General features: G+C 65.1%; 22 protein-coding genes and 1 riboswitch. Of the genes, 10 read left to right on the forward strand and 12 right to left on the reverse strand.

Translation table 11 applies throughout. The features are described 5' to 3' along the window. Nucleotides 1–26: 26 nt before the first annotated feature. Nucleotides 27–275, reverse strand: a complete 249-nt coding sequence (locus tag GBJ34_RS03825; RefSeq protein WP_151717921.1) for a hypothetical protein — start codon at nt 273–275, stop codon at nt 27–29. A 133-nt stretch (nt 276–408) separates the two neighbouring features. Here GBJ34_RS03825 and GBJ34_RS03830 point away from each other — a divergent pair, with 133 nt between their 5' ends. Further along, on the forward strand, nt 409–1,008 hold the full coding sequence (locus GBJ34_RS03830; protein WP_151717922.1) for a TetR family transcriptional regulator: 600 nt from the start codon (nt 409–411) through the stop codon (nt 1,006–1,008). A gap of 248 nt (nt 1,009–1,256) precedes the next feature. Continuing rightward, nucleotides 1,257–2,150: a ketopantoate reductase family protein gene (locus GBJ34_RS03835; RefSeq protein ID WP_151717923.1), complete on the forward strand. Its 894-nt coding sequence runs from the start codon at nt 1,257–1,259 to the stop codon at nt 2,148–2,150. A gap of 1 nt (nt 2,151) precedes the next feature. On the opposite strand, the gene GBJ34_RS03840 is transcribed toward GBJ34_RS03835, so the two are convergent. Next, nucleotides 2,152–3,435 (reverse strand): ROK family transcriptional regulator, encoded by a 1,284-nt coding sequence (locus tag GBJ34_RS03840; RefSeq protein WP_151717924.1) that lies wholly within the window; start codon nt 3,433–3,435, stop codon nt 2,152–2,154. A gap of 227 nt (nt 3,436–3,662) precedes the next feature. On the opposite strand from GBJ34_RS03840, the gene xylF reads away from it, so the two are divergent. The 4 genes from xylF (at nt 3,663) to xylA (ending at nt 8,183) form a co-directional block, all read left to right on the forward strand. Then, on the forward strand, nt 3,663–4,685 hold the full coding sequence (gene xylF / locus GBJ34_RS03845) for a D-xylose ABC transporter substrate-binding protein (RefSeq protein WP_151717925.1): 1,023 nt from the start codon (nt 3,663–3,665) through the stop codon (nt 4,683–4,685). Nucleotides 4,686–4,769: 84 nt separating this feature from the next. Next, on the forward strand, nt 4,770–6,059 hold the full coding sequence (locus GBJ34_RS03850) for a sugar ABC transporter permease (RefSeq protein WP_151717926.1): 1,290 nt from the start codon (nt 4,770–4,772) through the stop codon (nt 6,057–6,059). Beyond that, a complete protein-coding gene (locus GBJ34_RS03855; RefSeq protein ID WP_151717927.1) occupies nt 6,056–6,817 on the forward strand; it encodes an ATP-binding cassette domain-containing protein in 762 nt (253 codons plus the stop codon). The genes GBJ34_RS03850 and GBJ34_RS03855 overlap by 4 nt, the downstream gene beginning before the upstream one ends. Before the next feature lie 64 nt (nt 6,818–6,881). Further along, nucleotides 6,882–8,183, forward strand: coding sequence for a xylose isomerase (gene xylA, locus GBJ34_RS03860; RefSeq protein WP_151717928.1), 1,302 nt, complete (start codon nt 6,882–6,884; stop codon nt 8,181–8,183). 250 nt (nt 8,184–8,433) lie between these two features. Here the strand turns inward: xylA and GBJ34_RS03865 are convergent, their stop codons facing one another. The 3 genes from GBJ34_RS03865 to thiB are packed head-to-tail and all read right to left on the reverse strand — an operon-like array spanning nt 8,434 to nt 11,598. Continuing rightward, nucleotides 8,434–9,135, reverse strand: a complete 702-nt coding sequence (locus GBJ34_RS03865; RefSeq protein WP_151717929.1) for a thiamine ABC transporter ATP-binding protein — start codon at nt 9,133–9,135, stop codon at nt 8,434–8,436. Next, entirely contained in the window at nt 9,116–10,642 is a 1,527-nt protein-coding gene (locus GBJ34_RS03870; protein ID WP_151717930.1) for an ABC transporter permease family protein, read from the reverse strand. Before GBJ34_RS03870 ends, GBJ34_RS03865 begins: the two co-directional genes overlap by 20 nt. After that, entirely contained in the window at nt 10,618–11,598 is a 981-nt protein-coding gene (thiB, locus tag GBJ34_RS03875; RefSeq protein ID WP_151717931.1) for a thiamine ABC transporter substrate binding subunit, read from the reverse strand. The genes GBJ34_RS03870 and thiB overlap by 25 nt, the downstream gene beginning before the upstream one ends. A gap of 43 nt (nt 11,599–11,641) precedes the next feature. Then, a riboswitch (TPP riboswitch) is annotated at nt 11,642–11,740 on the reverse strand. Nucleotides 11,741–11,882: 142 nt separating this feature from the next. Between thiB and GBJ34_RS03880 the strand changes: the two genes are divergently transcribed. After that, on the forward strand, nt 11,883–13,907 hold the full coding sequence (locus GBJ34_RS03880; RefSeq protein ID WP_151717932.1) for an NADPH-dependent 2,4-dienoyl-CoA reductase: 2,025 nt from the start codon (nt 11,883–11,885) through the stop codon (nt 13,905–13,907). A 95-nt stretch (nt 13,908–14,002) separates the two neighbouring features. Here GBJ34_RS03880 and GBJ34_RS03885 read toward each other — a convergent pair whose 3' ends face one another. From GBJ34_RS03885 to hemE, 3 genes are all read right to left on the reverse strand, one after another. Beyond that, nucleotides 14,003–15,205, reverse strand: coding sequence for an aminotransferase-like domain-containing protein (locus tag GBJ34_RS03885; RefSeq protein WP_151717933.1), 1,203 nt, complete (start codon nt 15,203–15,205; stop codon nt 14,003–14,005). Nucleotides 15,206–15,280: 75 nt separating this feature from the next. Then, nucleotides 15,281–16,183, reverse strand: coding sequence for a DMT family transporter (locus tag GBJ34_RS03890; RefSeq protein WP_151717934.1), 903 nt, complete (start codon nt 16,181–16,183; stop codon nt 15,281–15,283). A 3-nt stretch (nt 16,184–16,186) separates the two neighbouring features. After that, a complete protein-coding gene (gene hemE, locus GBJ34_RS03895) occupies nt 16,187–17,218 on the reverse strand; it encodes a uroporphyrinogen decarboxylase (RefSeq protein WP_151717935.1) in 1,032 nt (343 codons plus the stop codon). Between the two features lie 181 nt (nt 17,219–17,399). Between hemE and hemC the strand changes: the two genes are divergently transcribed. Further along, entirely contained in the window at nt 17,400–18,344 is a 945-nt protein-coding gene (hemC, locus tag GBJ34_RS03900) for a hydroxymethylbilane synthase (RefSeq protein ID WP_151717936.1), read from the forward strand. A 133-nt stretch (nt 18,345–18,477) separates the two neighbouring features. Beyond that, entirely contained in the window at nt 18,478–18,897 is a 420-nt protein-coding gene (locus GBJ34_RS03905) for a GNAT family N-acetyltransferase (protein ID WP_151717937.1), read from the forward strand. Nucleotides 18,898–19,012: 115 nt separating this feature from the next. On the opposite strand, the gene rimO is transcribed toward GBJ34_RS03905, so the two are convergent. Further along, the gene (gene rimO / locus GBJ34_RS03910; protein ID WP_151717938.1) at nt 19,013–20,413 is read right to left on the reverse strand and encodes a 30S ribosomal protein S12 methylthiotransferase RimO; all 1,401 of its coding nucleotides are present in this window, start codon (nt 20,411–20,413) and stop codon (nt 19,013–19,015) included. A gap of 191 nt (nt 20,414–20,604) precedes the next feature. On the opposite strand from rimO, the gene GBJ34_RS03915 reads away from it, so the two are divergent. Further along, complete coding sequence (locus GBJ34_RS03915; protein ID WP_192931101.1) at nt 20,605–22,569, forward strand: AsmA family protein; 1,965 nt, start codon at nt 20,605–20,607, stop codon at nt 22,567–22,569. Nucleotides 22,570–22,575: 6 nt separating this feature from the next. Here GBJ34_RS03915 and ribD read toward each other — a convergent pair whose 3' ends face one another. The 3 genes from ribD to GBJ34_RS03930 form a co-directional block, all read right to left on the reverse strand. Beyond that, nucleotides 22,576–23,685 (reverse strand): bifunctional diaminohydroxyphosphoribosylaminopyrimidine deaminase/5-amino-6-(5-phosphoribosylamino)uracil reductase RibD, encoded by a 1,110-nt coding sequence (ribD, locus tag GBJ34_RS03920; protein ID WP_404811395.1) that lies wholly within the window; start codon nt 23,683–23,685, stop codon nt 22,576–22,578. 17 nt (nt 23,686–23,702) lie between these two features. Then, a complete protein-coding gene (gene nrdR / locus GBJ34_RS03925) occupies nt 23,703–24,173 on the reverse strand; it encodes a transcriptional regulator NrdR (protein ID WP_151717941.1) in 471 nt (156 codons plus the stop codon). A gap of 177 nt (nt 24,174–24,350) precedes the next feature. Next, on the reverse strand, nt 24,351–24,731 hold the full coding sequence (locus GBJ34_RS03930; RefSeq protein WP_151717942.1) for a hypothetical protein: 381 nt from the start codon (nt 24,729–24,731) through the stop codon (nt 24,351–24,353). Nucleotides 24,732–24,958: the final 227 nt, after the last annotated feature.

Below are 24,958 nucleotides of genomic sequence, written 5' to 3' on the forward strand. Positions count from 1 at the left end.
GCCCGTCCAACGGCCTGCACGAAGTTTCAAAGGCCCGAAAACGCAAAGGCCCGCCCGGGCCGATCCGAGGTCACGGCGAGGCACTCGGGCTCGATCACGATGACGCCCGCCCCATGCGCCGGCGTTTCGCCGTCTTGCGCCCTGGCGGTGCCCGAAAGGATCAGGAGGGCAACCGCCGTACTGGTCATCACATGATGGCCAATCAAGTGCGCGGCAGCCAGAGGTCGGGTCAGGCGCACGGTTGTGGCAAGACGGCAGATCAATTGGGCGGACATGGGGGTTCCGCAACAAGAGAAAGAGAGGAGCAGATTGTATCTGGCCCATATGCCCGACTTGAACGGTCGTCCAGTTTGATTTTGCAGCTATCTGTGCTACATCCACCAGATTGCTGAATCAGGAGGCAACGGCGTGGCATATATGGCGCGCGATGAGCGGCGCGGGCAGATCATGAACGCGGTGGTGGAGATCGTGGCCCGGGAACGGCTGGCGGCGGCCACGGTGCGCCGCATTGCGCAGGCCCTTGATTGCTCGCCCGGCCAGATCCACCATCATTTTTCCTCGGCTGACGCATTGCGCGCCGAAGCCGTGCGCGAGGTCTGGTGCCGCCTCGAGCCGCAATTCGTTGCCCTGTTGCATCGCCTTCCCCCGCGCGAGCGGCTGGTCACGATGCTGTCGGGCTGCTGTTCTGCCTTTGCCGACGAGATCGGGCCGGTCATGCTGGTGGCCGAACGGCTATGGAAAGAGGCATGGGATATCCGCCGCGAGCCTGCGGTGCGCGAATCCATCGCCGAAGGCATCGGCAAGATGCGCGACGAGATCATCCAGACGCTGCAAGATGGGATGCACGCAGGCATCTTTCCCGCAGATATGGATGTTTCCCGCCTGTCGCTGGTGCTGATCGCCGCCACGCAAGGCTATGATCTTCTGGCCGAGATCGGCGCGGCGGGTGAACTTGGCACCGACAAGGCCGCCTATGTCGAAGAGCTGCTGCGCAAGGAAGGGCTTTAGCAGACGCCGCACCTCGCATCGCCCATTGAAGAAGCCCCGCCACAGATTGTGACGGGGCCAGTTTGGGACAGTCAGGGAAAACGACGGAAAGCGATGCCGTCGGGATTTCAACGCAGGGAATGCCAGATCGGTTCCCGCCGCAGTCCCGCCGGTTGGCCCCCCCTGCCGCGCCATGCACCTAGCCCCCCATCTTGCCCCCAGCCGCCAATCCCGCCATGGTCCTGTCCGAAAACAAGCAGGAGGTCGACATGGCGGGGCGCATCGCGATCATGGGGGCGGGGGCGGTCGGCTGCTATTACGGTGCGATGCTGGCACTTGCGGGCGAGGATGTGATTCTGATCGGCCGCCCTGCCCTGCGTGACGGTGTTGTAGCCAGTGGTTTGCTGCTGGAAAAATCCGGGGAAAAGATCCTGACCCATCCACAGGCCAGCACCGACCCCGCTGCCGTAGCGGGCGCGGATCTTGTGCTGTTTTGCGTGAAATCCCCCGATACCGAAGCGACCGCCGCGCAGATCGCGCCTTATCTTGCGCCCGAGGCCCAGATCCTCAGCCTGCAGAACGGCGTCACCAACGCGGCCCGCCTGTCGGCGGTTCTGGGGCGCCGCGCGATTCCGACCGTGGTCTATGTCGCCTCCACCATGATGGGGCCGGCACATGTGCTGCATCGCGGCCGGGGCGAGCTGGTTCTGGGCACCGCACCGCAGGCCGAAGCGATTGCGGCCCGGCTGCGCAAGGCGGGCATCCCCACCGAAGTCTCCGATCAGGCGGAAACCGCGCTCTGGACAAAACTGGTCATAAATTGTGCGCTGAATGCGATTTCCGCAGTCACACAGCAACCCTATGGCCACATCATCGCAACCGAGGGCGTGCCCGATCTGATGCGCGGATTGGTTGCCGAATGCAGCGCCGTTGCGCAGGCGCGCGGCATCACCCTGCCAGATGACCTTTGGGACCAGCTTTGGCGCATTGCGGAAACCATGCCCGCCCAGACCTCTTCCACCGCGCAGGATCTGGCGCGCAACCGCCCCAGCGAAATCGAACATCTGAACGGCGAAATCGCCCGGCAGGCGCAGGCGCTTGGTTTGCCCGCACCGCTGAATGCGGCAATGACGGCGCTGGTCCGTCTGGCTGAGATGCGCTGATCTATTGCGCAGCCATTTCGCGCGTGGGGGGCAAAAGAAGGCGCTCTGTCACCTCTGACAAGGCAAGCGCCGCCGCGCCATGCGCCCAGAGCAGATCCCCCCAGGCGTGGATTTCAATGGGCAGGCGTGGCCGCCCGCTGCGAATGGCAAGGCTGTCCATCTCGGCCAGCGTTTCGGCGGCATAGAGGTAGTCATAGCGCATCCGCTCGCCCGACAGGATGATGAGTTCCGGGTCGAACAGATTGACAACATTGGCCAATCCGACCGCCAGATAACGCCCGGCGCGCCGAAAGATCGACCGTGCGATGGCATCGCCCGCCTTGGCATGATCATAAAGGCTTTCCAGCAAGACGCTGAGCGGCTGACCCTCGTGATGCCCCCAGTTCAACGCGGTCGAGGCCTCGCGCGCCAGCGCGTAGTCGGCGATATAGGCCTCCAGACAGCCGCGCTGGCCACAGCGGCACAGCGCCCCGTCGAGCTGCACCTTGGTATGGCCAAGCTCCATTCCCAGCCGCCTCGCGCCGCGATAGATGCGGTGGTTCATCACAAATCCCATGCCGACGCCATGCTCGATGGTCACCACGGCAAAATCGCCAAGGCCGCGCCCTGCGCCGAACCACAATTCGGCCAAGGCCACCAGATTTGCGTCATTGTCGACATAGATCGGCACGCCCAATCGATCCGACACGATCTGCGCCAGCGGCACCTGCCGCTCTGCCAGAACCGAGGACCACATCACCCTTCCCTCGGCCACATCCACAAAGCCCGGCACACCCATCCCGATGGCGGAAAGCGCGCGACGGTCCAGCCCGGCCTTGGTGCAAACCCGGCCCAGCAACAGGTCCACCGCCTCCATCATCTCTTCGATGCTCATGGGGCCGGGGCGGCGCGAGATCACATCGTCGGCGATAAGATTTCCAGCAAAATCAACCACAACGGCGGTATGCTCGCGGTCTGACAGCTTCATGCCCGCCACCAGATGGGCACCGGGCCGCACGCCCAGGGCCACAGCCGGGCGGCCCCGACCGCTGTTTTCACCGTCACGCGGGGCCGCGATTTCTTCGATCAAGCCCGCCTCGATCAGTTCGCCCGTCGCGGTGGTCACCGAGGCGGGCGAGACCGCAAGCTCGCGCGCCAGTTGCACCCGCGGAATCAGGCCCGCCGCACGCACGCGTTCGAATACCTGTTGGCGCAGGGGGCGCTGCGTCTCCGACAGCGGCGGGATCAAAGGCCCGACCCCTTTCGGCGCAACCGCTTCTTGGCCTGTGGGCGGCTCTTGCGCCATTATCTTCGCCTCCTGAACTAAAAACAGGCCATTGCACCCTGTTCTGCGCCTGCATTGCTGCGATACGGCAAGATTGCTGTCCAATATCGTAGCATTCTTAGCTTCACCCACCAATATTATTTTGACAACTGAATTTATTGAAGGCAACTTTATGGCCGTGCCGACTCGATGTCGGACAGGCCCGCGCCGGGAAGCCCCGGAAGGCGGGCCGCAACAGGGAGGATAGAATGCAAAAGATTTTCCTCGCCGCGGTGATCGCGGCGGCTGGCTTCTCGTCTGCAGCGCTCGCCGAAGGTCTGACCGTGGGCGTGTCCTGGTCGAACTTCCAGGAAGAGCGTTGGAAAACCGATGAGGCCGCGATCAAGGCCGCATTGGAGGCCGCAGGCGCCAAATATGTCTCCGCCGATGCGCAATCGTCCTCGGCCAAGCAATTGGCCGATATCGAAAGCCTGATGGCTCAAGGCGTCGATGCGCTGATCGTGCTGGCGCAGGATGCTGCCGCCATCGGCCCGGCCGTGCAGGCCGCCGCCGACGAGGGCGTGCCGATCGTCGCCTATGACCGGCTGATTGAAGACCCCCGCGCCTTCTACCTGACCTTCGACAATATCGAGGTTGGCCGGATGCAGGCGCGTGAGGTGTTCAAGGTTGCACCGAAGGGCAATTACATCATCGTGAAGGGATCACCGACCGACCCGAACGCAGATTTCCTGCGCGCCGGTCAGCAAGAGATCCTGCAGGCAGCGATCGACTCGGGCGACATCAAGATCGTCGGCGAAAGCTATACCGATGGCTGGCTGCCCGCCAACGCCCAGCGCTTTGTCGAACAGACCCTGACCGCCAATGACAACAAGGTGGACGCCGTTGTTGCGGCCAATGATGGCACCGCTGGCGGCGCGATCGCCGCGCTTTCGGCGCAGGGCCTTGTCGTGCCGGTTTCCGGCCAGGACGCCGACCACGCCGCGCTGAACCGCGTGGCGCTTGGCACCCAGACCGTGTCGGTCTTCAAGGACTCGCGCGATCTGGGCAAGGCAGCGGCAGAGATCGCTGTGGCGCTTGCCGGTGGCACCGAGATGAAGGGCGTTGACGGCGCAGTCGAATGGACTTCGCCCGCCGGCACCGCGATGACCGCGAAGTTCCTGGTGCCGGTTCCGATCACCAAGGACAACCTGAATGTCGTGGTCGATGCAGGCTGGATCACCAAGGATGCGCTCTGCCAGGGCGTTTCCGCAGGCCCCGCCCCCTGCAACTGATTTCCGCAACCGGGGATGCCGTCATGGGCGGCATCCCCTTTTTCATGGCGCGCAATTTTCCGGCGTGCAGCCACAGGATATTCCATGAGTGATGCGGAACGATCCCCCGCGGGGCCGAAAACCTCGTTTCTGAAAACCCTTGAAATTGACACCCGCCTGTTGGGCATGATCGGCGCTTTTGTCGTGATCTGCCTCGTGTTCAATTTCATCACCGATGGCCGGTTTCTGACCGCCCGCAATATTTTCAACCTGTCGATCCAGACCGTCTCCGTCGCCATCATGGCGACCGGCATGGTCTTCGTGATCGTGACACGCCATATCGACCTGTCCGTGGGCGCCCTGCTTGCGACCTGTTCAGCGGTGATGGGCGTGTTGCAGGTGCAGATGCTGCCAAGCTGGCTTGGCCTCGGCCATCCGCTGATCGCGCCGCTGACCATTCTGGGCGGGCTGCTGGTCGGCACACTGATCGGGGGGTTCAATGGCTGGCTGGTGGGTTACCAGCGCATCCCCGCCTTCATCGTCACGCTGGGCGGGCTGCTGGTCTGGCGCAATGTCGGCTGGTATCTGACCGATGGCCAGACGCTTGGGCCGCTGGACCAGACCTTCCTGCTGCTGGGCGGCGTCGAAGGGACGCTTGGCACCACCCTGTCCTGGATCCTTGGCCTGCTGATGTCTGCCGCGGCGCTTTGGGCGATCTGGCGCGGGCGTCAGGCCAAGATCTCGCATGAGTTTCCGGTGAAGCCGCTTTGGGCCGAAGGCGTGCTGATGGCGGTCTCGGTTGCCGCGATCATGGGCTTCATCACCATCCTGAACAGCTATGAAGTGCCGATTGGCCGCATCAAGCGCGCCTTTGAGGCCCGTGGCGAGGCGCTGCCGGAAGGCTATGTCGAATATTACGGCCTGCCGATCTCGGTGCTGATCCTGATCGTGATCGCCATCGTGATGACGCTGGTGGCGCGTCGCACCCGGCTGGGTCGCTACATCTTTGCCACCGGCGGCAACCCTGACGCGGCAGAACTGTCGGGCATCAACACCAAGTTCCTGACGGTCAAGGTCTTTGCGCTGATGGGCGCATTGTGCGGCCTGTCGGCCATGGTGGCGCAGGCCCGTCTGGCCAATCACGCCAACGACATCGGCACGCTGGACGAGCTGCGCGTGATCGCCGCCGCCGTGATCGGCGGCACCGCCCTCGCCGGCGGGGTCGGCACGATCTATGGCGCGATCCTTGGCGCGCTGATCATGCAATCGCTGCAATCGGGCATGGCCATGGTCGGCGTCGACGCGCCCTTCCAGAACATCGTGGTCGGTCTTGTGCTGGTCCTCGCCGTCTGGATCGACATCCAGTATCGCAAGCGCACGGGGGAAAAGGTATGACCCAGCAACAGGGAACACCGCTGGTCGAGATGCGTGACATCTCGATTTCCTTCGGGGGAATTAAGGCGGTCGATCGGGTCTCGATCGACCTGCATCCGGGCGAGGTCGTGGGGCTTCTGGGCCATAATGGCGCAGGCAAGTCCACGCTGATCAAATGCCTGTCGGGTGCCTACCGCGCCGATAGCGGCGAGATCCTGATCAATGGCGAAAAGGCCGTGATCGAGAACCCGCGCGACGCCCGCGCCTATAATATCGAGACGATTTACCAGACGCTGGCGCTGGCGGACAATCTCGACGCGGCCTCGAACCTGTTTCTCGGGCGCGAGCTGGTCGGTCCGGGCGGCTTTCTGGATGAGGCCGCGATGGAGGCCGAGACGCGCAAGATCATGGCGCGCCTCAACCCCAATTTCCGCAAGTTCAACGTGCCGGTTTCGGCGCTGTCGGGCGGTCAGCGGCAATCGGTGGCCATCGCGCGGGCGGTCTATTTCAACGCCCGCATCCTCATCATGGATGAACCCACCGCAGCCCTTGGCCCGCACGAGACCCAGATGGTCGCCGAGCTGATCCAGGAGTTGAAGAAACAGGGCCTCGGCATCTTCCTGATCGAGCATGACATCCATGCCGTGATGGATCTCTGTGACCGCGCCGTGGTCATGAAGAACGGCCAGCGCGTCGGCACCGTGAATGTGCCCGAGGTCACCGATGATGACATCCTTGGCATGATCATCATGGGCAAGAAGCCGCCTCAGGCCTACTGACCCACCTTCCCTTTCCGCGCCCCGATCCTGCGGGATCGGGGCGTTCCACCAGACAGGACGAACCATGACCGACTTCTTCAAGGGTATCCCGCAGATCAAATACGAAGGCCCGGATTCGACCAACGAATTCGCCTTCCGCCATTACAACCCCGATGAGGTGTTGATGGGCAAGCGGATGGAAGACCATCTGCGCTTTGCTGTCGCCTATTGGCACAGCTTTGCCTGGCCGGGCGGCGACCCCTTCGGCGGCCAAACCTTCGAACGCCCGTGGTTCGGCGATGACATGAAACTCGCGCGGCTCAAGGCCGATGTGGCCTTTGAGATGTTCGATATCCTCAATGCGCCCTTCTACTGCTTCCACGACGCCGATGCCCGGCCCGAGGGCGCGACCTTCGCCGAGACCCTGCGCAATCTTGAGGAAATCGTCGATTACATCGCCGAGAAGCAGGAAGGCCACAAGACCAAGCTGCTTTGGGGCACCGCCAATATGTTCAGCCATCGCCGCTGGATGTCGGGGGCAGCCACCAACCCCGATCCGGATGTCTATGCCTATGCGGCAGCGTCGGTGAAGGCAAATATGGATGCAACGCTGAAACTGGGCGGCGCGAACTATGTCCTTTGGGGCGGGCGCGAAGGGTATGAGACCCTGTTGAACACCGATATGAAGGCCGAGCGCGAACATGCCGGGCGCTTCTTGCAGCAGGTGGTGGAATACAAGCACAAGATCGGCTTCAAGGGCGCGATCCTGATCGAGCCGAAGCCGCAGGAACCGACCAAGCACCAGTATGATTACGATGTGGCGACGGTTTACGGCTTCCTTGCGCAGTTCGGGCTGGAAAAGGAAGTGAAGCTGAATATCGAGCAAGGCCATGCCATTCTGGCCGGTCACAGCTTTGAGCATGAAATCGCGCTGGCCTCCGCGCTTGGGATCTTTGGGTCCATCGACATGAACCGCAACGATTACCAATCCGGCTGGGATACCGACCAGTTCCCCAACAACCACGCCGAAAAGGCGCTGGCCTTCTACGAGATCCTGCGCGCGGGCGGCTATACCACCGGCGGCACCAATTTCGACAGCAAGGTGCGCCGTCAGTCGCTGGACCCGGAAGATCTGGTTCTGGCCCATGTCGGCGGCATGGATACCTGCGCCCGCGCGCTGAAGGCCGCCGTGGCCTGCCTGGAAGATGGCAGCCTGGAGGCGCAGCGCGATGCGCGTTACGCCGGCTGGCAGAGCCCGGCCGCGCAGACCATGCTGCAAGGCTCGCTAGAGCAGGCGGCTGCGCGTGTCAGCGCCGAGGGGCTGGAGCCGCAGCCGCGTTCGGGCCGTCAGGAACGGCTGGAAAACCTCTGGAACCGCTTTATCTGATGACATGGGAAGGGGCGGCGGGATCACCTGCCGCCCCTTCGCCTTGACCCAGACAGGCCGCCCCCCGGTCCGACCGATGCGAGACCGGCCCTATGCAAGACTGGCCTGTGCGAGATTGGCCTGTGCGAGATTGGCCTGTGCGAGACTGGCCAATGCGAGACTGGCCTGTGCTAAACCGGCCAATGCGAGATCGGCCATTTCTGGACGGATATCCCGCGGAAAGGCAACAAATGCCCGCGGACCCTTTGCCTTACGTCGGATAGGTTGCCCCCAGATAGGCCGCAAGCGCCGGGGGCGGATGGGCGAACAGATCCCCCGTCTCCTGCGGTTCCTCTGCCCTGCCATCCGCCACCAGCACCGTCTGGCTTGCGAAATGGCGCGCGTCATTCGGGTCATGCGTGACCATCAGGACCAACGCCCCGCCCGCGAGCTCCGCCACCAGATCCAGCATCTCGGATTTCAGCGCGGGGCCAAGCGCCGCGAAAGGCTCATCCAGCAGCAGGATTGGCCGTGCCCTGAGCAGCGCGCGCGCCAGCGCCGCCCGGCTTTGCTGCCCCCCCGACAATTGCGCAGGCCTGCGCCCGCCAAGCCCCGTCAGCCCGACACGGTCCAGCACCCGGTCCACCGCCTGCCAATCCACCCGCCGCAAGGCAGGATCAAGGCCAATCCCGAGATTCTGCGCCACGGTCAGATGCGGGAAAAGGTTCTGATCCTGAAACAAGATCGACAATGGCCGCTGCCCCGCAGGCAGGGTGTCGATCCGGGTGCCGTCCCAAAGGATACGCCCCCCGGTCAGCGGAAAGAAGCCCGCAATCGCGTTCAGCAGCGTGGATTTGCCTGCCCCTGACGGGCCGATCACCGCGACGCGCCCTCCTGCCGCCAGCGCCCAGTCCGCCACCAGCGTGAAATCATCCTGCGTGATGCGCAGGCCCTCAATCCGCAGTTCCACCATGCCCCCATCTGTCACAGATCCAGAACAGCCCGAAGGCCAGCGCCACCAGAACCAGCGCCGCCCCGGCGGCTTGCGTCATCCGATAAGCCCCCATCAGCCGCGATATTGCCAGCGGCAGCGTCACCCCGTCTTCGGTTGCAAACAACGCTACCACCCCCAGATCCCCCGCCGCCAGCGCCGCACAAAGCCCGAGCGCAAAGCCCAGCGGGCGACGCAGGCGCGGGATGATCAACAGCCGCAGCGCGGCCCAGCCGCGCAAGTCCAGCGAGGCGGCAAGGCGGCCATAATCGGCCTGCAGGCTGCGCGCCTGCGGCGCAAGGATGCGGTAGGCGAAAGGCAGCGCCATCACCGCCGTCACCAGAACCGTGATCGGCAGCGCGATCCGGGGTGGCGCAATGAAGGGAAAGGCGATCAGGAACAACCCGGTGCCAAGCACCAGCTGCGATCCGGCCATGGGCAGCATCGCCATAGGCTCCAGCCAGCGGCTGCCTTGCGCGCGCCCCAAGGCCAGCGCCAGCGCCGCCCCCACCGCCATGGGGGCGGCCAGCAGCGCAACGATCAGCGAGGCCAGCGCCGCAGACCAGATCGAGGCGGGCAGGCTCAGCAATCCCGGCACCCCCCGCTGCAACACCGCCAGCATGGGGGCGGCCAGAAACAGCACGGCCATGGCGATCACCGCCGCATCGACACCCCGCCGCCAACCGCCCGGCGCGGGCAGGTCCATCGCCCGGTCCAACCCGGCACCAAAACCGCTGGCGCTGGTGAACAGCCCCGCCACGCCCACAGCCATACCACAGGCCAGCACCTGCAAAACGGCCAGCGAGGCCGCGCGCGGCAGGTCAAACTCGAACCGGATCGCCTGCCAGATCGCAAGCTCCACCGTCGTGGCCGATGGCCCGCCGCCCAGCACCAGCACAACCGCGAAACTGGTCAGGCAGATGGCAAAGATCGCAAGCAAGGCGCCGGGCAAGACCGCCCGCAGCATCGGCCTTTCGATATGGCACCAATGGTCGCGCGGGCCAAAGCCCAGACTTTCGGCCAGACGCACCCGCTCAGCCGGGATCGCCTGCCAGCCCTGCAACAGCATCCGGGTCGCCAGCGGCATGTTCAGAAAGACATGCGCCAGCACCACGCCGCCCAGACCGAAGATCGACACTTCCGGCAGGCCGATGCCGCGCAGCGCGCTGTTGAAGACCCCTGCCCGACCAAAGACCGCAAGCAGACCCAGAACCGCCACGATCACCGGCAGCAGGAAGGGCGCACCCAGCATCACGATCAACACCGCACGTCCCGGGAAACGTCGCCGCGCCAGCGCCCGTGCCAAAGGCACAGCACAGGCAACCGATGCCAGCGCCGACAAGGCCGCCTGCACCAGCGTGAACCGCAAGGCGGCAAGGTCAGGCGCGGAAACCCCGCGCCCGCCCGCCTGCATCATCACCACCGCAACCGGAACCAGCGTCAGCGCCGCCAGCCCCGCCGCGATCAGCGCGCCAGCGCGGCGCGCCATTCGTCCAGCGCCGGGGCGCGCAGCGCCTCGGCCTCATCTGCATTGAGCAACAATGATCTTGTGGGTTGCACCAGCGTCTCGAACCCTTCAGGCAGGCCCGCCGCCGGGGTATGCGCCGGATACATCCAGTTGGTAGTGGGCAAGATGGACTGAGCGGCATCGCTCAGCATGAAGGCCAGAAAACGGTCGGCCAGCTCTGGCTGATCGCTGGAGGCCAGTTTCCCCATCACCTCGACCTGAAGGTAGTTGCCCTCAGAGAAAACCGCCGCCGTCTTGCTGTCATCCTGCTCGGCAATCAGGTGATAGGCGGGCGATGTGGTGTAGCTGAGCACCAGATCGGCCTCGCCTTCCAGAAACATGCCGTAAGCCTCGGACCAGCCGGGGGTGACGGTCACGATATTGTCGGCCAGATCTTTCCAGATCGTCGCGGCCTCATCGCCGTAGGCGTCCTTCAGCCACATCAGCAGCCCAAGGCCGGGGGTCGAGGAGCGCGGATCCTGAATGACGATCTTCAGATCCGACGCGGCAAGGGATTTGAAATCTTTCGGTGCCTCCAGCGTCTTGTTGTGCACGAAGGCGAACCACCCCCAGTCATAGGGCAGAAATTCGGCATCCGCGAAGGGCACCGGCAGCGACAGGTCGGGGGTCTGGCCATGGGGCGCGAAAAGGCCGGTCTTGCGGGCGGCAGCGGTCAGGTTGGTATCCAGACCGACCACAACGTCAGCGGTGGTTTTCGCGCCCTCCAATTGCAGCCGCGCCAGCAGCGCAGCACCGTCGCCCGCAGGCGTGAAGCGCAGGGTGCAGCCACATTCGGCCTCGAACGCCGTCTTGATGGCTGGCCCCGGCCCCCATTCCGAGACGAAGCTGTCATAGGTCAGCACATCCAACACTGGGGTCTCCGCCATGGCCGGAACGGCAATGGTCAGAAAACCCGCAGCAAAATAAAGCGATTTCATAGTCTTGCTCCATTTCACGAACGGGCGGAGATGGAGCTGGGCGTGAGGGCCCTGACACCTTCCCTCCGCCGGTCCTAACCGGTTCAGGTTCTACGGGTTCGCGTTGCCGCATCTCAGCCATCAGGCACCCCGAGGTGCGGGCGAAGATAGGCCGAAGTGCTGGCCACGCAAGCGGAAAATGCGCCCCCCCTTTGCCACAGGGCTCTTCCCGTGACGCAGCGTTGTCCATGACAGGGCCGCCCCCCTTTGCCAGTCTGCATCCAAACCAAGGGGGAGCCTGCGCCATGCCATCCGATCTTCCGCATTACCCGCATCTCATGCAGCCGATCACACTGGGGGCCGTGACGCTGCGCAACCGGGTGATGATGGGGTCGATGCATACCGGGCTGGAGGAAACCGGCGACTGGAACCGCGTGGCCGAGTTCTATGCCACACGGGCGCGCGGTGGTGTCGGGTTGATGGTGACCGGCGGCATGGCCCCCAACCGCGAAGGTGGCGTGTTTCCAGGTGCTGCGGGCCTGTTCACGGCGCAGGATATTGCGCATCACCGCATCGTCACGACCCGTGTGCATGAGGCGGGCGGGCGGATCGCCATGCAGATCCTTCATGCCGGGCGCTATGCCTATGGGCCGGATTGTGTATCCGCATCGGCGGTGAAATCGCCGATCTCACCCTTTCCGCCCAAGGAGTTGGACGAAGACGGGATCGAAAAACAGATCGCCGACATTGCCACATCCGCCGCCCGCGCGATCGAAGCCGGCTATGACGGAGTGGAGGTGATGGGGTCCGAGGGTTACTTCCTCAACCAGTTCCTCGTCACCCATGTGAACCGGCGCACGGATCGCTGGGGCGGCAGTTACGAGAACCGTATGCGCCTGCCCCTTGAGGTGGTGCGCCGGGTGCGCGCGGCCATTGGAGACGCAATCCTGATCTATCGCATCTCGCTGATCGACCTGATCCAGGATGGATCAAGCTGGGACGAGGTGGTGACGCTGGCCCGCGCGGTGGAACGCGCCGGGGCCTCTGTCCTCAATACCGGGATCGGCTGGCATGAGGCGCGGGTGCCCACCATCGCCACATCGGTGCCGCGCGCGGCCTTCGCCCATCTGACCGGGCAATTGCGGCCAGAGGTCGGCATCCCGGTTATCACCTCGAACCGGATCAATACGCCAGAGGTGGCCGAGGGCCTGATCGCCAGCGGCATGGCCGATATGGTGTCGATGGCGCGGCCCTTTCTGGCCGACCCGGATTTCGTGGCCAAGGCGGCCACGGGGCGTGCGGCCGAAATCGCGCCCTGCATTGCCTGCAATCAGGCCTGCCTGGATCACACCTTCAGTGGCAAGCTGACCTCCTGCCTTGTGAACCCGCGCGCTTGCCACGAGACAGAGCTGGTGATCGCGCCCGCCGCCCCCCCGCGCCGGATTGCGGTTGTCGGCGCAGGCCCTGCGGGCCTGTCGGCCGCGCTGACGGCAACCGGGCGCGGCCATGACGTAACGCTGTTCGACCGTGCGGACCAGGTTGGCGGGCAGCTGCATCTGGCGGCGCAAGTGCCGGGCAAGGAAGAATTTCTGGGGCTGATTGACTGGTTCAAAACCATGGTCTCGCGCGCGCCCCTGACCCTGCGGCTGAATCACGAGGTGACGCCGGATGATCTGGCGGGTTTCGATGCGGTGGTGCTGGCCACCGGCATCACCCCCCGCGCTGCAGGCATCAAGGGCGAGGATGCGCCGCAGGTGCTATCCTATCGCGAGGTGCTGCGCGGCGCGCCCGTGGGACCGCGCGTGGCGGTCATCGGCGCGGGTGGCATCGGCTTTGACGTGGCCGAATATCTGACCCATCACGGCACCAGCCCGGCGCTTGATCCCGTGCTGTGGCGGCGCGAATGGGGCGTGACCGACCCGGATCAGGCGCGCGGCGGCATCGCCCCCGAAGGCCCCCGCCCCGAGGCACCGGCCCGCGCGGTCTGGCTGTTGCAGCGCAAGCCCGAAAAACCGGGACGGAAACTGGGCAAGACCACCGGCTGGATCCACCGCGCCACCTTGCAGATGAAGCGGGTAAAGATGATAGGCGGTGTCAGCTATGATGAGGTTTTGCCCGAAGGGCTGGCGATCACGGTGAACGGTGCGGCGCAGATCCTGCCCGTCGATACCGTGGTGATCTGCGCGGGCCAGTTGCCCGAGCGCAGTCTGGCCGAAGGGATCGCGGCGCTTGGCCTGCAATGTCACATCATCGGCGGCGCCGATGTCGCAGCAGAGCTGGATGCCAAGCGCGCCATCGATCAGGGCACAAGGCTGGCTGCATCTCTGTAACGGTGAGGCAGACGTTGAAGGGGTGCCAAACAACGAAAAAGGGGGCGCCCAGAAAGCGCCCCGCCGAAAACCCCTGCTTGTGACCGGCCCCCGGATCAGCCGCGCAACAAGCGACCGATCCGCGCAATGCCCTCGTCGATCTGTTCATCTGAGGCGCAAGAGAATGACAGGCGCAGCGTGTTGCGGTTCGATCCATCGGCGAAGAAGGCCCCGCCCGGCACAAAGGCCACGCGCTGTTCGGCAATGGCGCGCGCCAGCAGCTCGGCTCCGTCCATGCCTTCCGGCAGGGTCAACCAGACAAACATGCCGCCTTCGGGCCGGGTGAAGCGCACACCTTCCGGCATCTCGCGTTCCAGCGCCGCCACCATCCGGTCGCGCCGCCCGCCATAAACCGCGCGCAGCTTGGCGACATGGCTGTCAAACTGCGCCGATGCCACGCGATAGGTGGCGATCTGGCTCAGCGTCGAGGAATGCAGGTCCGCGGCCTGTTTCAGCAGCACAAGCCGCGAGATCACCTCTTTCGCGGCCACGACCCAACCCACGCGGAGGCCCGGTGCCAGCGTCTTGGAAAAGGATCCGCAATAGATTGTCCGGGTATTCTCGATTCCGCCGGAGCGTTCGATATCCAGCGCAAGGATCGGCGGCACCGCCTCGCCATCATAGCGCAGCGCCTGATAGGCGGCATCTTCCACGATGGCGATATCCAGCGCATCGGCCTGCGCCAGCAGTGCCTCGCGCCCGGCGCGGCTGATCGTCTCGCCGGTCGGGTTGCAGAAATCGGCGGAAAGATAGGCAAATTTCACCCGGCCACCGGCCTCGGCAGCCTCGGCCTGCACCGCAGCGGGAGCGGCGTTGGAGAAGGGATCGAGGCGGGAATAGCGCGGCTCATAGGCGTTATAGGCCCCAAGCGCGCCCAGATAGGTGGGCCAGCCGACCATCACCGTATCTTTCGGCGAAATCATCAGCTTGCCCAGATAATCCAGCGCCTGCTGCGAGCCGGAGGTGATCAGGATATTGTCGGCGTCACAGGGGATGCCGATCTTGCCCATTTCCACCGCCAGCCAGTCGCGCAGCGGTTTGTAACCCTCGGAGACCGAATATTGCAGCGCGCTTGCGGCGCTGTCGGCCATCACATCGGCAAAGGCTGAGGCAAAGGCCTCCGCCGGGAACAGCGCCGGGTCGGGAATGCCGCCCGCGAAAGAGATGATATCAGGTTGATCCAGAAGTTTCAGAAGCTCCCGGATTTCCGACGCCTTCATCCGCGTGCTGCGCGTCGCCAGCACCTTTGACCAGTCCATGTCTGCCTCCCAAACCGACTCGCGGGCAAACCTGCGCCCGGATCACGATCAAGTCAACAAGGCTGACCTGATTTTTCAGGTGGAAACCCGTAACAGCAGCGCGACGCCGACCAGAAGCACGGCGATGCCAAGTCCTTGGCGGGCATTGACGCCTTGGCCGAAGGCGACACGCGCAACGATCAGGGCAAAGATCACCTCGACCAGCGCAAGGGTGCGGACATTGGCGGCCGAGGTCAGCGAAAAGGCGATGAACCAGAAGGCCGAGGCCAGCGCGCCAAGGAACCCTGCGGCCAGCGACGGCGCGAAGGCCGCGAAACTGCCCGTCAGCGCCGGGCGGTTGGTCGCGCCCAGCCAGACCACCAACATGGCAGTCTGCATCGCCAGTGACAGTGCAAGGATGGTCAGCGACCGGATCAGAAAACTGCCCTCAGGCAGCGCGGTGATCGCGCCGCGAAAGCCGATGGCCGACAGGCCAAAGGCCAGTCCCGCCAGCAGCCCCATCATCGCAGGCCCGGTGCCGGTCAGCATCGCGCGGCCCAGCTCCGGTTTCAGCGTCAGGATCAACACCCCCAGCACCGCCACCCCAATCGCTCCCAGCATCGGCAGGGTCAGCGCATCGCCAAGGATCAGCCAGCCGACAAGGGCCACCAGCACCGGCTCGACCTTCAGCCAGGCCGTGGTCAGCCCGAAGGATTGCGAGCGCATGACCTGGAGCATCAGCGCGGTCGCACCGATCTGCGCCAGCGCCCCGCCAAAGGTAAACCCTACGGCGCGCGGCGTCATATCGGGCAATGCCTCGCCGGTCAGATGCAACCCGGCCAGCAGGAACACGCCGGCAAAGGGCAGCCCGAACAGGAAGCGCACATTGGTCGCGCCCAGCGTGCCCAGCCGCGCGGTCAGCCCGCTTTGCGTGGCATTGCGCCCGGTCTGCGCCAAGGCCGCCGCCAATGCGGACCATGCCCAAAGCGGCAGCAGCATGGATTACATCCCCCGCACTGTCTCGATCATCAGGCGCACATTCTCGGGGTCGGCATCGGGGGTGATGCCATGGCCGAGATTGAAGATATGCGGCCCCTTGCGGAAGGCATTCACCACGCGGCGGGTCTCGGAAACCAGCGCGTCGCCCCCGGTCACCATATGGCCCGGGGCCAGATTGCCCTGCACGCAGCCGCCGGGCTGGACATGCTCTGCCGCCCATTCCGGGGTCACCGAATTGTCGATGGCCACACAATCGGCCCCGGTGGCCTTGGCGAAGCCGACATAGCCCTGCCCCGCCTCGCGCGGGAAGGCGATGATCGGCAGCTCGGGGTGGCGCGATTTCAGTTCCGCGATGATGCGCGCGGCGGGTTTCATCGCGAAATCGGTGAAATCATCGCCTTTCAGGCTGCCGGCCCAGCTGTCGAACAGCTTGACCACCTCGGCCCCCGCCTTCACCTGTTCGGACAGATATTCGATCGTGGCCTCGGTGATCCGGTCGATCAGCGCGGCAAAAGTCGCGCGATCTGCGGATTTCAGCGCATGGGCCGCGCCCTGATCCTTGCTGCCGCGCCCGGCAATCATATAGGTCGCAACCGTCCAGGGCGCGCCCGCAAAGCCGATCAGCGTGGTCTCGCGCGGCAATTCGCGGCCCAGGATGCGCAGGGTCTGATAGACCGGGGCAAGCGTGTCATGGATCGCATCGACCGGCTTCAAGGCATCCAGTTCCGCCCGCGTGGTAATGGTGGAAAGGCGTGGCCCTTCGCCGGTCTCGAACCACAGATCGGCACCAAGCGCCTGACAGATCAGCAGGATATCAGCAAACAGGATCGCGGCGTCAAACCCAAAGCGCCGGATCGGCTGCGAGGTGACCTCGGCGGCGAGATCCGGGTTGTAGCAGAGTTTCAGGAAATCCCCCGCCTCGGCCCGCGTTGCGCGATATTCCGGCAGGTAGCGCCCGGCCTGACGCATCATCCAGATCGGCGGGGTGGGCAGCACCTCGCCCTTCAGCGCGCGGAGGATCAGCTTGTCGGTCATGGCGGGCTCCTGTTTTCTGGCCCTGACTTGCGCCGGGCGGGGGACCCAAGTCAAGCGGCACGCCCGGGCAAAACAGGTTGGCGCGCGCAACCGAGGCGCGGCAGGGTGTCGCCCCTGCCAAGACCGCGCAGGCGGGCAGCGGCCATTGCACGGGCAAGGGCCGCGCGCTAAGGCTGAGGACATGACCCTAATGCTTCCCACCCCCGCAGCCCCCCTGAAAATCGGCACACGCGGCTCACCGCTGGCCTTGGCACAGGCGCATGAGACGCGCCGCCGCCTGATGTCCGCCTTTGATCTGCCTGATGCCGCTTTCGAGATCGTGGTCATCAAGACCACCGGCGACCGTGTGCTGGACCGCCCGCTGAAAGAGATCGGCGGCAAGGGCCTGTTCACCCGTGAAATCGAGGATGCGCTGCTGTCAGGCGGCATCGATATCGCGGTGCATTCGATGAAGGACATGCCGGTGGCGCAGCCCGAAGGGCTGCTGCTGGATACTTATCTGCCGCGCGAGGATGTGCGCGATGCCTTCGTGTCGCATCATGTGGCATCGCTGGCCGATCTGCCGCAGGGCGCGGTGGTCGGCTCCTCCTCGCTGCGGCGGCGGGCGCAGTTAAAGGCGCGCCGCCCCGATCTGGAGGTGGTGGAGTTTCGCGGCAACGTCCAGACCCGCATGAAGAAGCTGGAAGATGGCGTGGCGGTTGCAACCTTCCTCGCCATGGCCGGGCTGAACCGCTTGGGCATGGCGCAGGTCGCACGCTCTGCCATCGCGCCCGAGGACATGCTGCCCGCCGTGGCGCAGGGTGCCATCGGGGTGGAGCGGCGGGCGGATGACGCCCGCGCGGCCAAGATGCTGGCCGCGATCCATGACCGCGATACCGGGCTGCGGCTGGCAGCGGAGCGCGCCTATCTGGCAGCGCTGGACGGGTCTTGCGAAACCCCGATTGCTGGCCTTGCGCTGCTGGAGGGGGCCGATCTTTGGTTGCGCGGCGAGATCCTGCGCCCCGACGGATCCGAGGTGATCGCAGGCGAGGCGCGCGGGGCGGCGTCTGACGGCGCGCGCTTGGGGCAGGATCTGGCGCGGCGCTTGCTGGCACAGGCACCAAAGGGCTTTTTCGACTGGCGGTGAAGGGGCTGACCGAGCGCAAGGGGTTCCGCCCCCGCTTGGGTCGGCGGCCAAATTCATCCCGGAAGAAAATTTGCGAAAAGAAGAATGGACTTGGGGCAACCTTGCGCCTCAAACGTGCCGAAGGAATGTGGAAATGAGCAGGCAGGATTATCAGATTGTCGAACGCGTGCCGGATCAGAAGACCTATCTGCATCTGCGGGCGATCGCGGGCCTGAGTGCCTTTTCGGCAGAGGCTGCGGAAAAGGGCCTGCGGGGCACCATCTTTGCCGTGCAGGTCTTGGCAGAGGGCCAGCCCATCGGCATGGGGCGGCTGATCGGGGATGGCGGCTGCTTCTTCCAGATCGTCGATATCGCGGTCGACCCGGCCCATCAGGGCAAGGGTCTGGGCCGCGCCATCATGACCGCGCTGATGGCCCATGTGGAAACCGCGCTGCCACCTTCGGCCTATGTCAGCCTGATCGCAGATGTGCCCGCCAACCGGCTTTATGAGAAATTCGGCTTTCGCGAAACCGCGCCACGCTCGCTTGGCATGGCACGGCGCGCGGGCGGCTGAGCCGCCTCTGACACTGCGCAATTGCAGGCCCCGATAACTCTGGCACAGCAAAATCTGGCACCGAAAAGTTTGGCACCACAAAATCTGGTGCCAAGCACACAGCCCCTTCGGGCAATCAGGCAGACACCACACGCCCCCAAAGGTCGTAATCACTGGCCTCCTCGACCTCGACCGTGACGAAATCACCGGGGGAGAGGGTCTCGAAATCCTCATCGATGAACAGGTTGCCGTCGATCTCGGGCGCGTCGGCCATGGTGCGGCAGGTGGCCCCTTCGCCATCCACCTCATCGACCAGCACACGCATCGTCTGGCCGACCTTGGCCTGAAGCTTGGCCTCGGAAATCGCCTGCGCCTTTTCCATGAAGCGGTCCCAGCGTTCCTGCTTCACCTCGGCGGGCACATGGCCCGGCAGATCGTTGGAGCGCGCGCCCGCGACATTTTCATATTGGAAGCAGCCAACCCGATCCAGCTGCGCCTCGTCCAGCCAATCCAGCAGGGCCTCGAACTCGGCCTCGGTTTCGCCGGGATAGCCCACGATAAAGGTGGAGCGCAGCGTGATATCGGGGCAATCGCGCCGCCAGGCCGCGATCTCATCCAGCGTCTTCGCCGCAGCCGCAGGCCGCGCCATGCGCTTCAGCGTATCGGGATGGGCGTGCTGGAACGGAATATCCAGATAGGGCAGCACCAACCCCTCGGCCATCAGCGGGATCAGCTGGCGCACATGCGGATAAGGATAGACGTAATGCAGCCGCACCCATAGCTCGCGCCCGGCACCCAGGCGGCCCAGCTCGCGCGAGAGGTCGGTGATATGGGCGCGCACCTCGCCCTCTTTCCACTTGGCCATGTCATGCTTGCGGTCCACGCCATAGGCGGACGTATCCTGCGAGATGATCAGCAGCTCTTTCACCCCGGCATCGGCCAGTTTTTCGGCCTCGCGCAATACCGCATGGGCCGGGCGCGACACCAGCTTGCCGCGCATATCGGGGATGATGCAGAACTTGCAGGCGTGATTGCAGCCCTCGGAGATCTTCAGATAGCTGTAATGGCGCGGCGTCAGCTTCACGCCGCTGGCAGGCAGCAGGTCGATGAACGGATCGGGTGAAGGCGGCACCACCTGATGCACGGCATCCAGCACCGCCTCGTATTGATGCGGGCCGGTCACCGCCAGCACCTTGGGATGCGCGCCGGTGATATATTCCGGCTCTGCCCCCAAACAGCCTGTGACCAGAACCTTGCCATTCTCGCGCAGCGCCTCGCCGATCGCGTCAAGGCTTTCGGCCTTGGCACTGTCAAGGAAGCCACAGGTGTTCACGATCACCGCATCCGCCCCTTTGTAATCGGGGCTGATCGCATAGCCTTCGGCGCGCAACCGGGTCAGGATGCGTTCGCTGTCCACCAGGGCCTTGGGGCAACCAAGGCTGACCATGCCGATGGTCGGCTGACCTTCGCGCCGCTGGTCGGGCACGATGGCGCGGGCAAGGTCGGGGCGAAGGCTGGGCGGATTGTGGCTGGACATACTTGCTCTCTCGCGGGCTGGCGCCCCGCCTATACGCCAAAGCGGGCCGGGGGAGAAGCGCCTTGCGCCGCCCGGCTTGCCCCTCATGACGCGATGTTGACCCTAGCCCCTGCCCCGCCCGGGCTTGCACCCAAGGCAGGTCCAAGGCATGATTCGCCGAAAAATCCATGCAAATGGGCAGGAGATTTATGATGCGCTGGCTGGTGCGTGTGCTGGCAACCCTTGTGGTGCTGTTGCTTCTTCTGGGCATCATGGTGGTGCTGATGCCCAAGGACCGGGTTCTGGCGCTGGCTGCTGATCGGTTCGAGGCCGCGACCGGGCGCAAGCTGGAGATCGGGTCGGGTGCCAAGGTCGCAATCTGGCCGGTGCTGGGGGTCTCGGCCGGGCCGGTGCGGCTGGCCAATGCCGCATGGGGCAGCGAGCCGGATATGCTGGTGGCCGACCGCATCGATATCGGGCTGAACCCGGTCGGGCTTTTGGACGGGCGGCTGATCATCACCGGGATCGAGCTTGCCAATCCCCGCCTACTGCTGGAGCGCGACAAGGACGGGCGCGGCAATTGGGTGATCCGGCCCTCTGCGTCTGAGGGTGAGGCGACCGAGGCAGAGACGCCCGAGACCAGCGGTTTCACCCTTGGCGCGCTGCGTATCCGCGACGGCAATCTGCGCTTCATCGATCATGGCAGCCAGGACCAGATCGAACTGAGCCGGATCGACCTTGCCACCGCCGTGCCGGACTTCGACGGCCCGGTTGACCTGACCTTGCGGGCGCTGATGCGCGGCCAACCGCTGACCCTTGCGGCGCGCAGCGGCCATCTTTCGGCGCTGCTGGCCGGGCGCACGCAGGATCTGAGCCTTGATCTGGCGGCGGGCACCAATCGCGCCAGTTTTGTCGGCCGCGCTGCCCTGTCGCCCTTGATGGCCGAAGGGCGCATCGAAGCGCAACTGAACGACCGCCCCGCGCTGGCCGCGCTGATCGGGCAATCCCTGCCGGATCTGCCGCAAGGCTTCGGCCGCGACAGCCTTGGCCTGATCGCGGAGGCCACGCTGACCGCCAAGGGCAGCCTGCATCTGCGCGAGGCCACGGTGACCGCCGACGGGCGCGGTTTTGGGGCTGAGGCCGATTTCACCCCTGGTAGCCCGCGCCCCAAGCTGGTCGCGCGCATCGCGGGGGAAAGCCTGACCCTGCCCGTCTCCACCGCTGCGGATGGCAGCAGCGCCACGCCCGCGAAAGGCTGGTCCACCGACAAGATCGACGCCAGCGCGCTGAAGATGCTGGATGCCGAAATCGCCCTGTCCGCCGAAAACGTGCTGGCCGGGCCACTGGTTCTGGGCAAGACGCGCGCAAAGCTGGCGCTGGAAGATGGCCGCGCCGTGCTGACGCTGAGCGAGGCCGCGCTTTATGGCGGTCAGGCCAAAGGCATGGTGGTGCTGAATGCACGCAGCGGGTTGTCGGCCAGCGCCGATATCACTTTGGCGCAGGTTGATCTGCAATCGGCCCTTGCCGAACTTGCAGGCACCGCACGTCTGGCCGGGCGCGGTGATCTGCGATTGCGGCTTCTGGGGGTCGGCCCGTCGGTCGACGAGATGATCCGTGGCTTGAAAGGCGATTTTGCGTTGGATCTTGGCCGGGGCGAGATCATCGGGCTCGATATTGCCGGGATGCTGCGCACGATGGATCCGGGCTATGTCGGCGAAGGGCGCAAGACCATCTTTGACGGGCTGTCGCTGACGGCGGCCATCAGCGAGGGCGTGGCGCGCAGCGAGGATCTGAAGATCAGCGCCGCGCAGTTTCAGGCCGGTGGCAAGGGCCGGATCGATCTGGGCAAGCAAAGCGTGGATTACCGGCTGTTGCCACGGCTTGCGCCGAAATCCGACGGCAGCGGCGGGGTCGAGGTGCCGGTGCTCATCAAGGGACCGTGGCGATCGCCCAAGGTCCGGCTGGATCTGGAATGGCTGGCAAGCCAGCGCGCCAAAGCCGAAGCCGCGCGGGCAGAGGAACTGGCGAAACAGCGCCTGGAGGCCCTGGCGCAAGAGAAGCTCGGCGTCACCCGACAGGGCGAAGAGACGCTGGAGGATGCCGCCAAGCGCCGCGCGCGTGAGGCGATCGAGGCAGAAACCGGCCGCATCTTCGACCGTATCCTTCAGGGCAATTGACCCCGATCAGATCTGCCAAAGGCTGAGCGTATCCACCCCCACCCGGCGCGTTTCGATCAGGCGCAGCCGCGGGGCATCCCGCAATCTCGCAAGCGCCATGGTGCCAAGCGCCGCGCGCCCCTCTGCCCCGATCAATGCTCCGGCACCAAAATGCGCCAGTTGATCTACAAGACCCGCCCGGATCAGAGCGGCGGCGAGATCAGCACCGCCTTCGCAGAAAATCCGGGTCAGGCCGCGTGCGGCCAGTGCCTGCATCGTGGCCAAAAGATCGGCGTGACCGTCACGCGCGGGCACCTCGATCAGCTCGGCCCCCACCGCGATCCATGCCGCACGCGCCTCTGGCGCAGCATCCGACGTATGGATCAGCCAGACCGGCACGTTCCGCGCGCTGCGGCCAAGGCGGCTGTCGGGGCTGTGGCGCAAATGGCTGTCGATCACGATACGCAACGGCTGATGCACGGCCCCCATATCGCGCACGGTCAAATCGGGATCATCGGCCAAAGCAGTGCCCGAGCCCACCATGATCGCATCATGCCCCATGCGCATGGCATGAACGCAGCGGCGGGCCTCGGCCCCGGTGATCCAGCGGCTTTCACCGCTTGCGGTGGCAATGCGACCATCCAGCGTGGTCGCAAGTTTCAGGGTGACAAAGGGCAGTCCCTGTTCGATCCGCTTCAGAAAGCCCGCATTCAACGCCCGCGCCTCTGGCCCGCAAATGCCTTCGGTCACCGCAATTCCGGCATTCCGCAGCATGGCATGGCCACGCCCGGCCACGCGCGGATCGGGATCTGTCAGGGCCGTGACCACCCGCGTCACCCCGGCTTCGATCAGGCCCTCGGCACAGGGCGGGGTCTTGCCGTGATGGGCGCAAGGTTCCAGCGTGACATAGGCGGTGGCCCCCCGCGCGGCGGCACCGGCCTGCGCCAGTGCCCGACGTTCGGCGTGGGGGCGACCACCCGGTTGGGTCCAGCCGCGCCCCACTATGCGGTCCCCACCGGCACCGCTGTTCACGATGACACAACCCACAGCCGGGTTGGGCCAGGTATTGCCAAGCCCGCGCGCAGCCAGCGAAAGGGCCACGCGCATCAGGGCTTCGTCTGTCGCCTTCTCGCTCACGCTTCGCTGGGGCCCGCTCACTCTTCGCTGGGACCAGTGGCCGGGCGCAGTTCGGAGACGAATTTGTCGAAATCATCCGCCGCCTGGAAGTTCTTGTAAACGCTGGCAAAGCGCACATAGGCAACGGTGTCGATCCGGGCCAGGCTTTCCATCACGATCTCGCCGATGGACCGCGAGGGGATGTCTGTCTCGCCCAGGGATTCCAGACGCCGCACGATACCCGAGATCATCTGGTCGATGCGTTCCGGGTCGATCGGGCGCTTTTGCATCGCGATGCGGATGGACCGTTCCAGCTTGTCACGGTCGAAATCCTCGCGCTTGCCGCTGGTCTTGATCACGATGAGATCGCGCAGCTGCACGCGCTCATAGGTCGTGAAACGGCCGCCGCAGGCCGGACAGAACCGCCGGCGGCGGATCGAGACGTGATCCTCCGCCGGACGGCTGTCTTTCACCTGGGTGTCGATATTGCCGCAGAATGGGCAGCGCATCGCCGTCCCCCTTTGTTTCTGTCTGTCTGCCTCGTTTGTCCGGGGTTCCTTGAGTATGGACCCCAGTTATCCACAGAGGCTAGCGCAGAAGCGCAGGTTTCGGCTAGGCGGAAAATCGCACCCCAGCATATAGCGTTCAAACTGTGGCGCGCGGGACTCAGACCGCGCTTTTGCGTCTCACTCGCGGATGCTGCGATTGCCCCAGCACAGTTGCTGGGCAAAGGCCACGCTGACGCTGCCATTATCCTCACCGACGATCAGCAGCCCGGTCTTGCCGGTGCTGGCCTCGGGCGACAGGGAAAAGCCGATGCCCTGCCCTGCGCGGCGCGGCGCGGCGGTTGCGCGCCAGATCCGATCCTGTTGCGACAGGCCCAGACGCTGCACGGCATAGCTGCCTGCGGCGCACCACGCCTCGGCGGCGGAAAGGCCGGGGCGCGCCTGCACCTCGAACTGGCCCGCCCCCTGCGGCTCCACCCTGAAGCCGTCACGGCTGGTCCAGGCCAGAAGCGGCGAGGCGGTCAGCAAAATGGCAGAGGCAGCGATGACAAGGCGAAACATGATGGCAATCCCTTTGGTTTGCCGCAGTCTACCCCGCCATGCCCTGCGGGAAAAGAGGCCGGGGCATGTGCCGCGCGTGCATCGCATCAACGTGATGGACGCGGGCAGAGCGGGCCGGGAATCAGCCAAGCCGCTGCAGCGATTGTGACGGTATGGGACGGCGTTCTGGGGCCTGCATTTTGTCCGACAGGCCGACCCTGCAAGCCGCCGCGCCACAGCAAATGCGG

Source organism: Gemmobacter serpentinus, assembly GCF_008973825.1.
Taxonomy (GTDB): Bacteria; Pseudomonadota; Alphaproteobacteria; order Rhodobacterales; family Rhodobacteraceae; genus Gemmobacter; species Gemmobacter serpentinus.

Coding starts and splice junctions, on each gene's coding strand:
- GBJ34_RS03825 (WP_151717921.1), bottom strand. CDS start 275: ATGTCCGCCCAATTGATCTGCCGTCTTGCCACAACCGTGCGCCTGACC.
- GBJ34_RS03835 (WP_151717923.1), top strand. CDS start 1,257: ATGGCGGGGCGCATCGCGATCATGGGGGCGGGGGCGGTCGGCTGCTAT.
- GBJ34_RS03840 (WP_151717924.1), bottom strand. CDS start 3,435: ATGGCGCAAGAGCCGCCCACAGGCCAAGAAGCGGTTGCGCCGAAAGGG.
- xylF (WP_151717925.1), top strand. CDS start 3,663: ATGCAAAAGATTTTCCTCGCCGCGGTGATCGCGGCGGCTGGCTTCTCG.
- GBJ34_RS03850 (WP_151717926.1), top strand. CDS start 4,770: ATGAGTGATGCGGAACGATCCCCCGCGGGGCCGAAAACCTCGTTTCTG.
- GBJ34_RS03855 (WP_151717927.1), top strand. CDS start 6,056: ATGACCCAGCAACAGGGAACACCGCTGGTCGAGATGCGTGACATCTCG.
- xylA (WP_151717928.1), top strand. CDS start 6,882: ATGACCGACTTCTTCAAGGGTATCCCGCAGATCAAATACGAAGGCCCG.
- GBJ34_RS03865 (WP_151717929.1), bottom strand. CDS start 9,135: ATGGTGGAACTGCGGATTGAGGGCCTGCGCATCACGCAGGATGATTTC.
- GBJ34_RS03870 (WP_151717930.1), bottom strand. CDS start 10,642: ATGGCGCGCCGCGCTGGCGCGCTGATCGCGGCGGGGCTGGCGGCGCTG.
- thiB (WP_151717931.1), bottom strand. CDS start 11,598: ATGAAATCGCTTTATTTTGCTGCGGGTTTTCTGACCATTGCCGTTCCG.
- GBJ34_RS03880 (WP_151717932.1), top strand. CDS start 11,883: ATGCCATCCGATCTTCCGCATTACCCGCATCTCATGCAGCCGATCACA.
- GBJ34_RS03885 (WP_151717933.1), bottom strand. CDS start 15,205: ATGGACTGGTCAAAGGTGCTGGCGACGCGCAGCACGCGGATGAAGGCG.
- GBJ34_RS03890 (WP_151717934.1), bottom strand. CDS start 16,183: ATGCTGCTGCCGCTTTGGGCATGGTCCGCATTGGCGGCGGCCTTGGCG.
- hemE (WP_151717935.1), bottom strand. CDS start 17,218: ATGACCGACAAGCTGATCCTCCGCGCGCTGAAGGGCGAGGTGCTGCCC.
- hemC (WP_151717936.1), top strand. CDS start 17,400: ATGACCCTAATGCTTCCCACCCCCGCAGCCCCCCTGAAAATCGGCACA.
- GBJ34_RS03905 (WP_151717937.1), top strand. CDS start 18,478: ATGAGCAGGCAGGATTATCAGATTGTCGAACGCGTGCCGGATCAGAAG.
- rimO (WP_151717938.1), bottom strand. CDS start 20,413: ATGTCCAGCCACAATCCGCCCAGCCTTCGCCCCGACCTTGCCCGCGCC.
- GBJ34_RS03915 (WP_192931101.1), top strand. CDS start 20,605: ATGCGCTGGCTGGTGCGTGTGCTGGCAACCCTTGTGGTGCTGTTGCTT.
- nrdR (WP_151717941.1), bottom strand. CDS start 24,173: ATGCGCTGCCCATTCTGCGGCAATATCGACACCCAGGTGAAAGACAGC.
- GBJ34_RS03930 (WP_151717942.1), bottom strand. CDS start 24,731: ATGTTTCGCCTTGTCATCGCTGCCTCTGCCATTTTGCTGACCGCCTCG.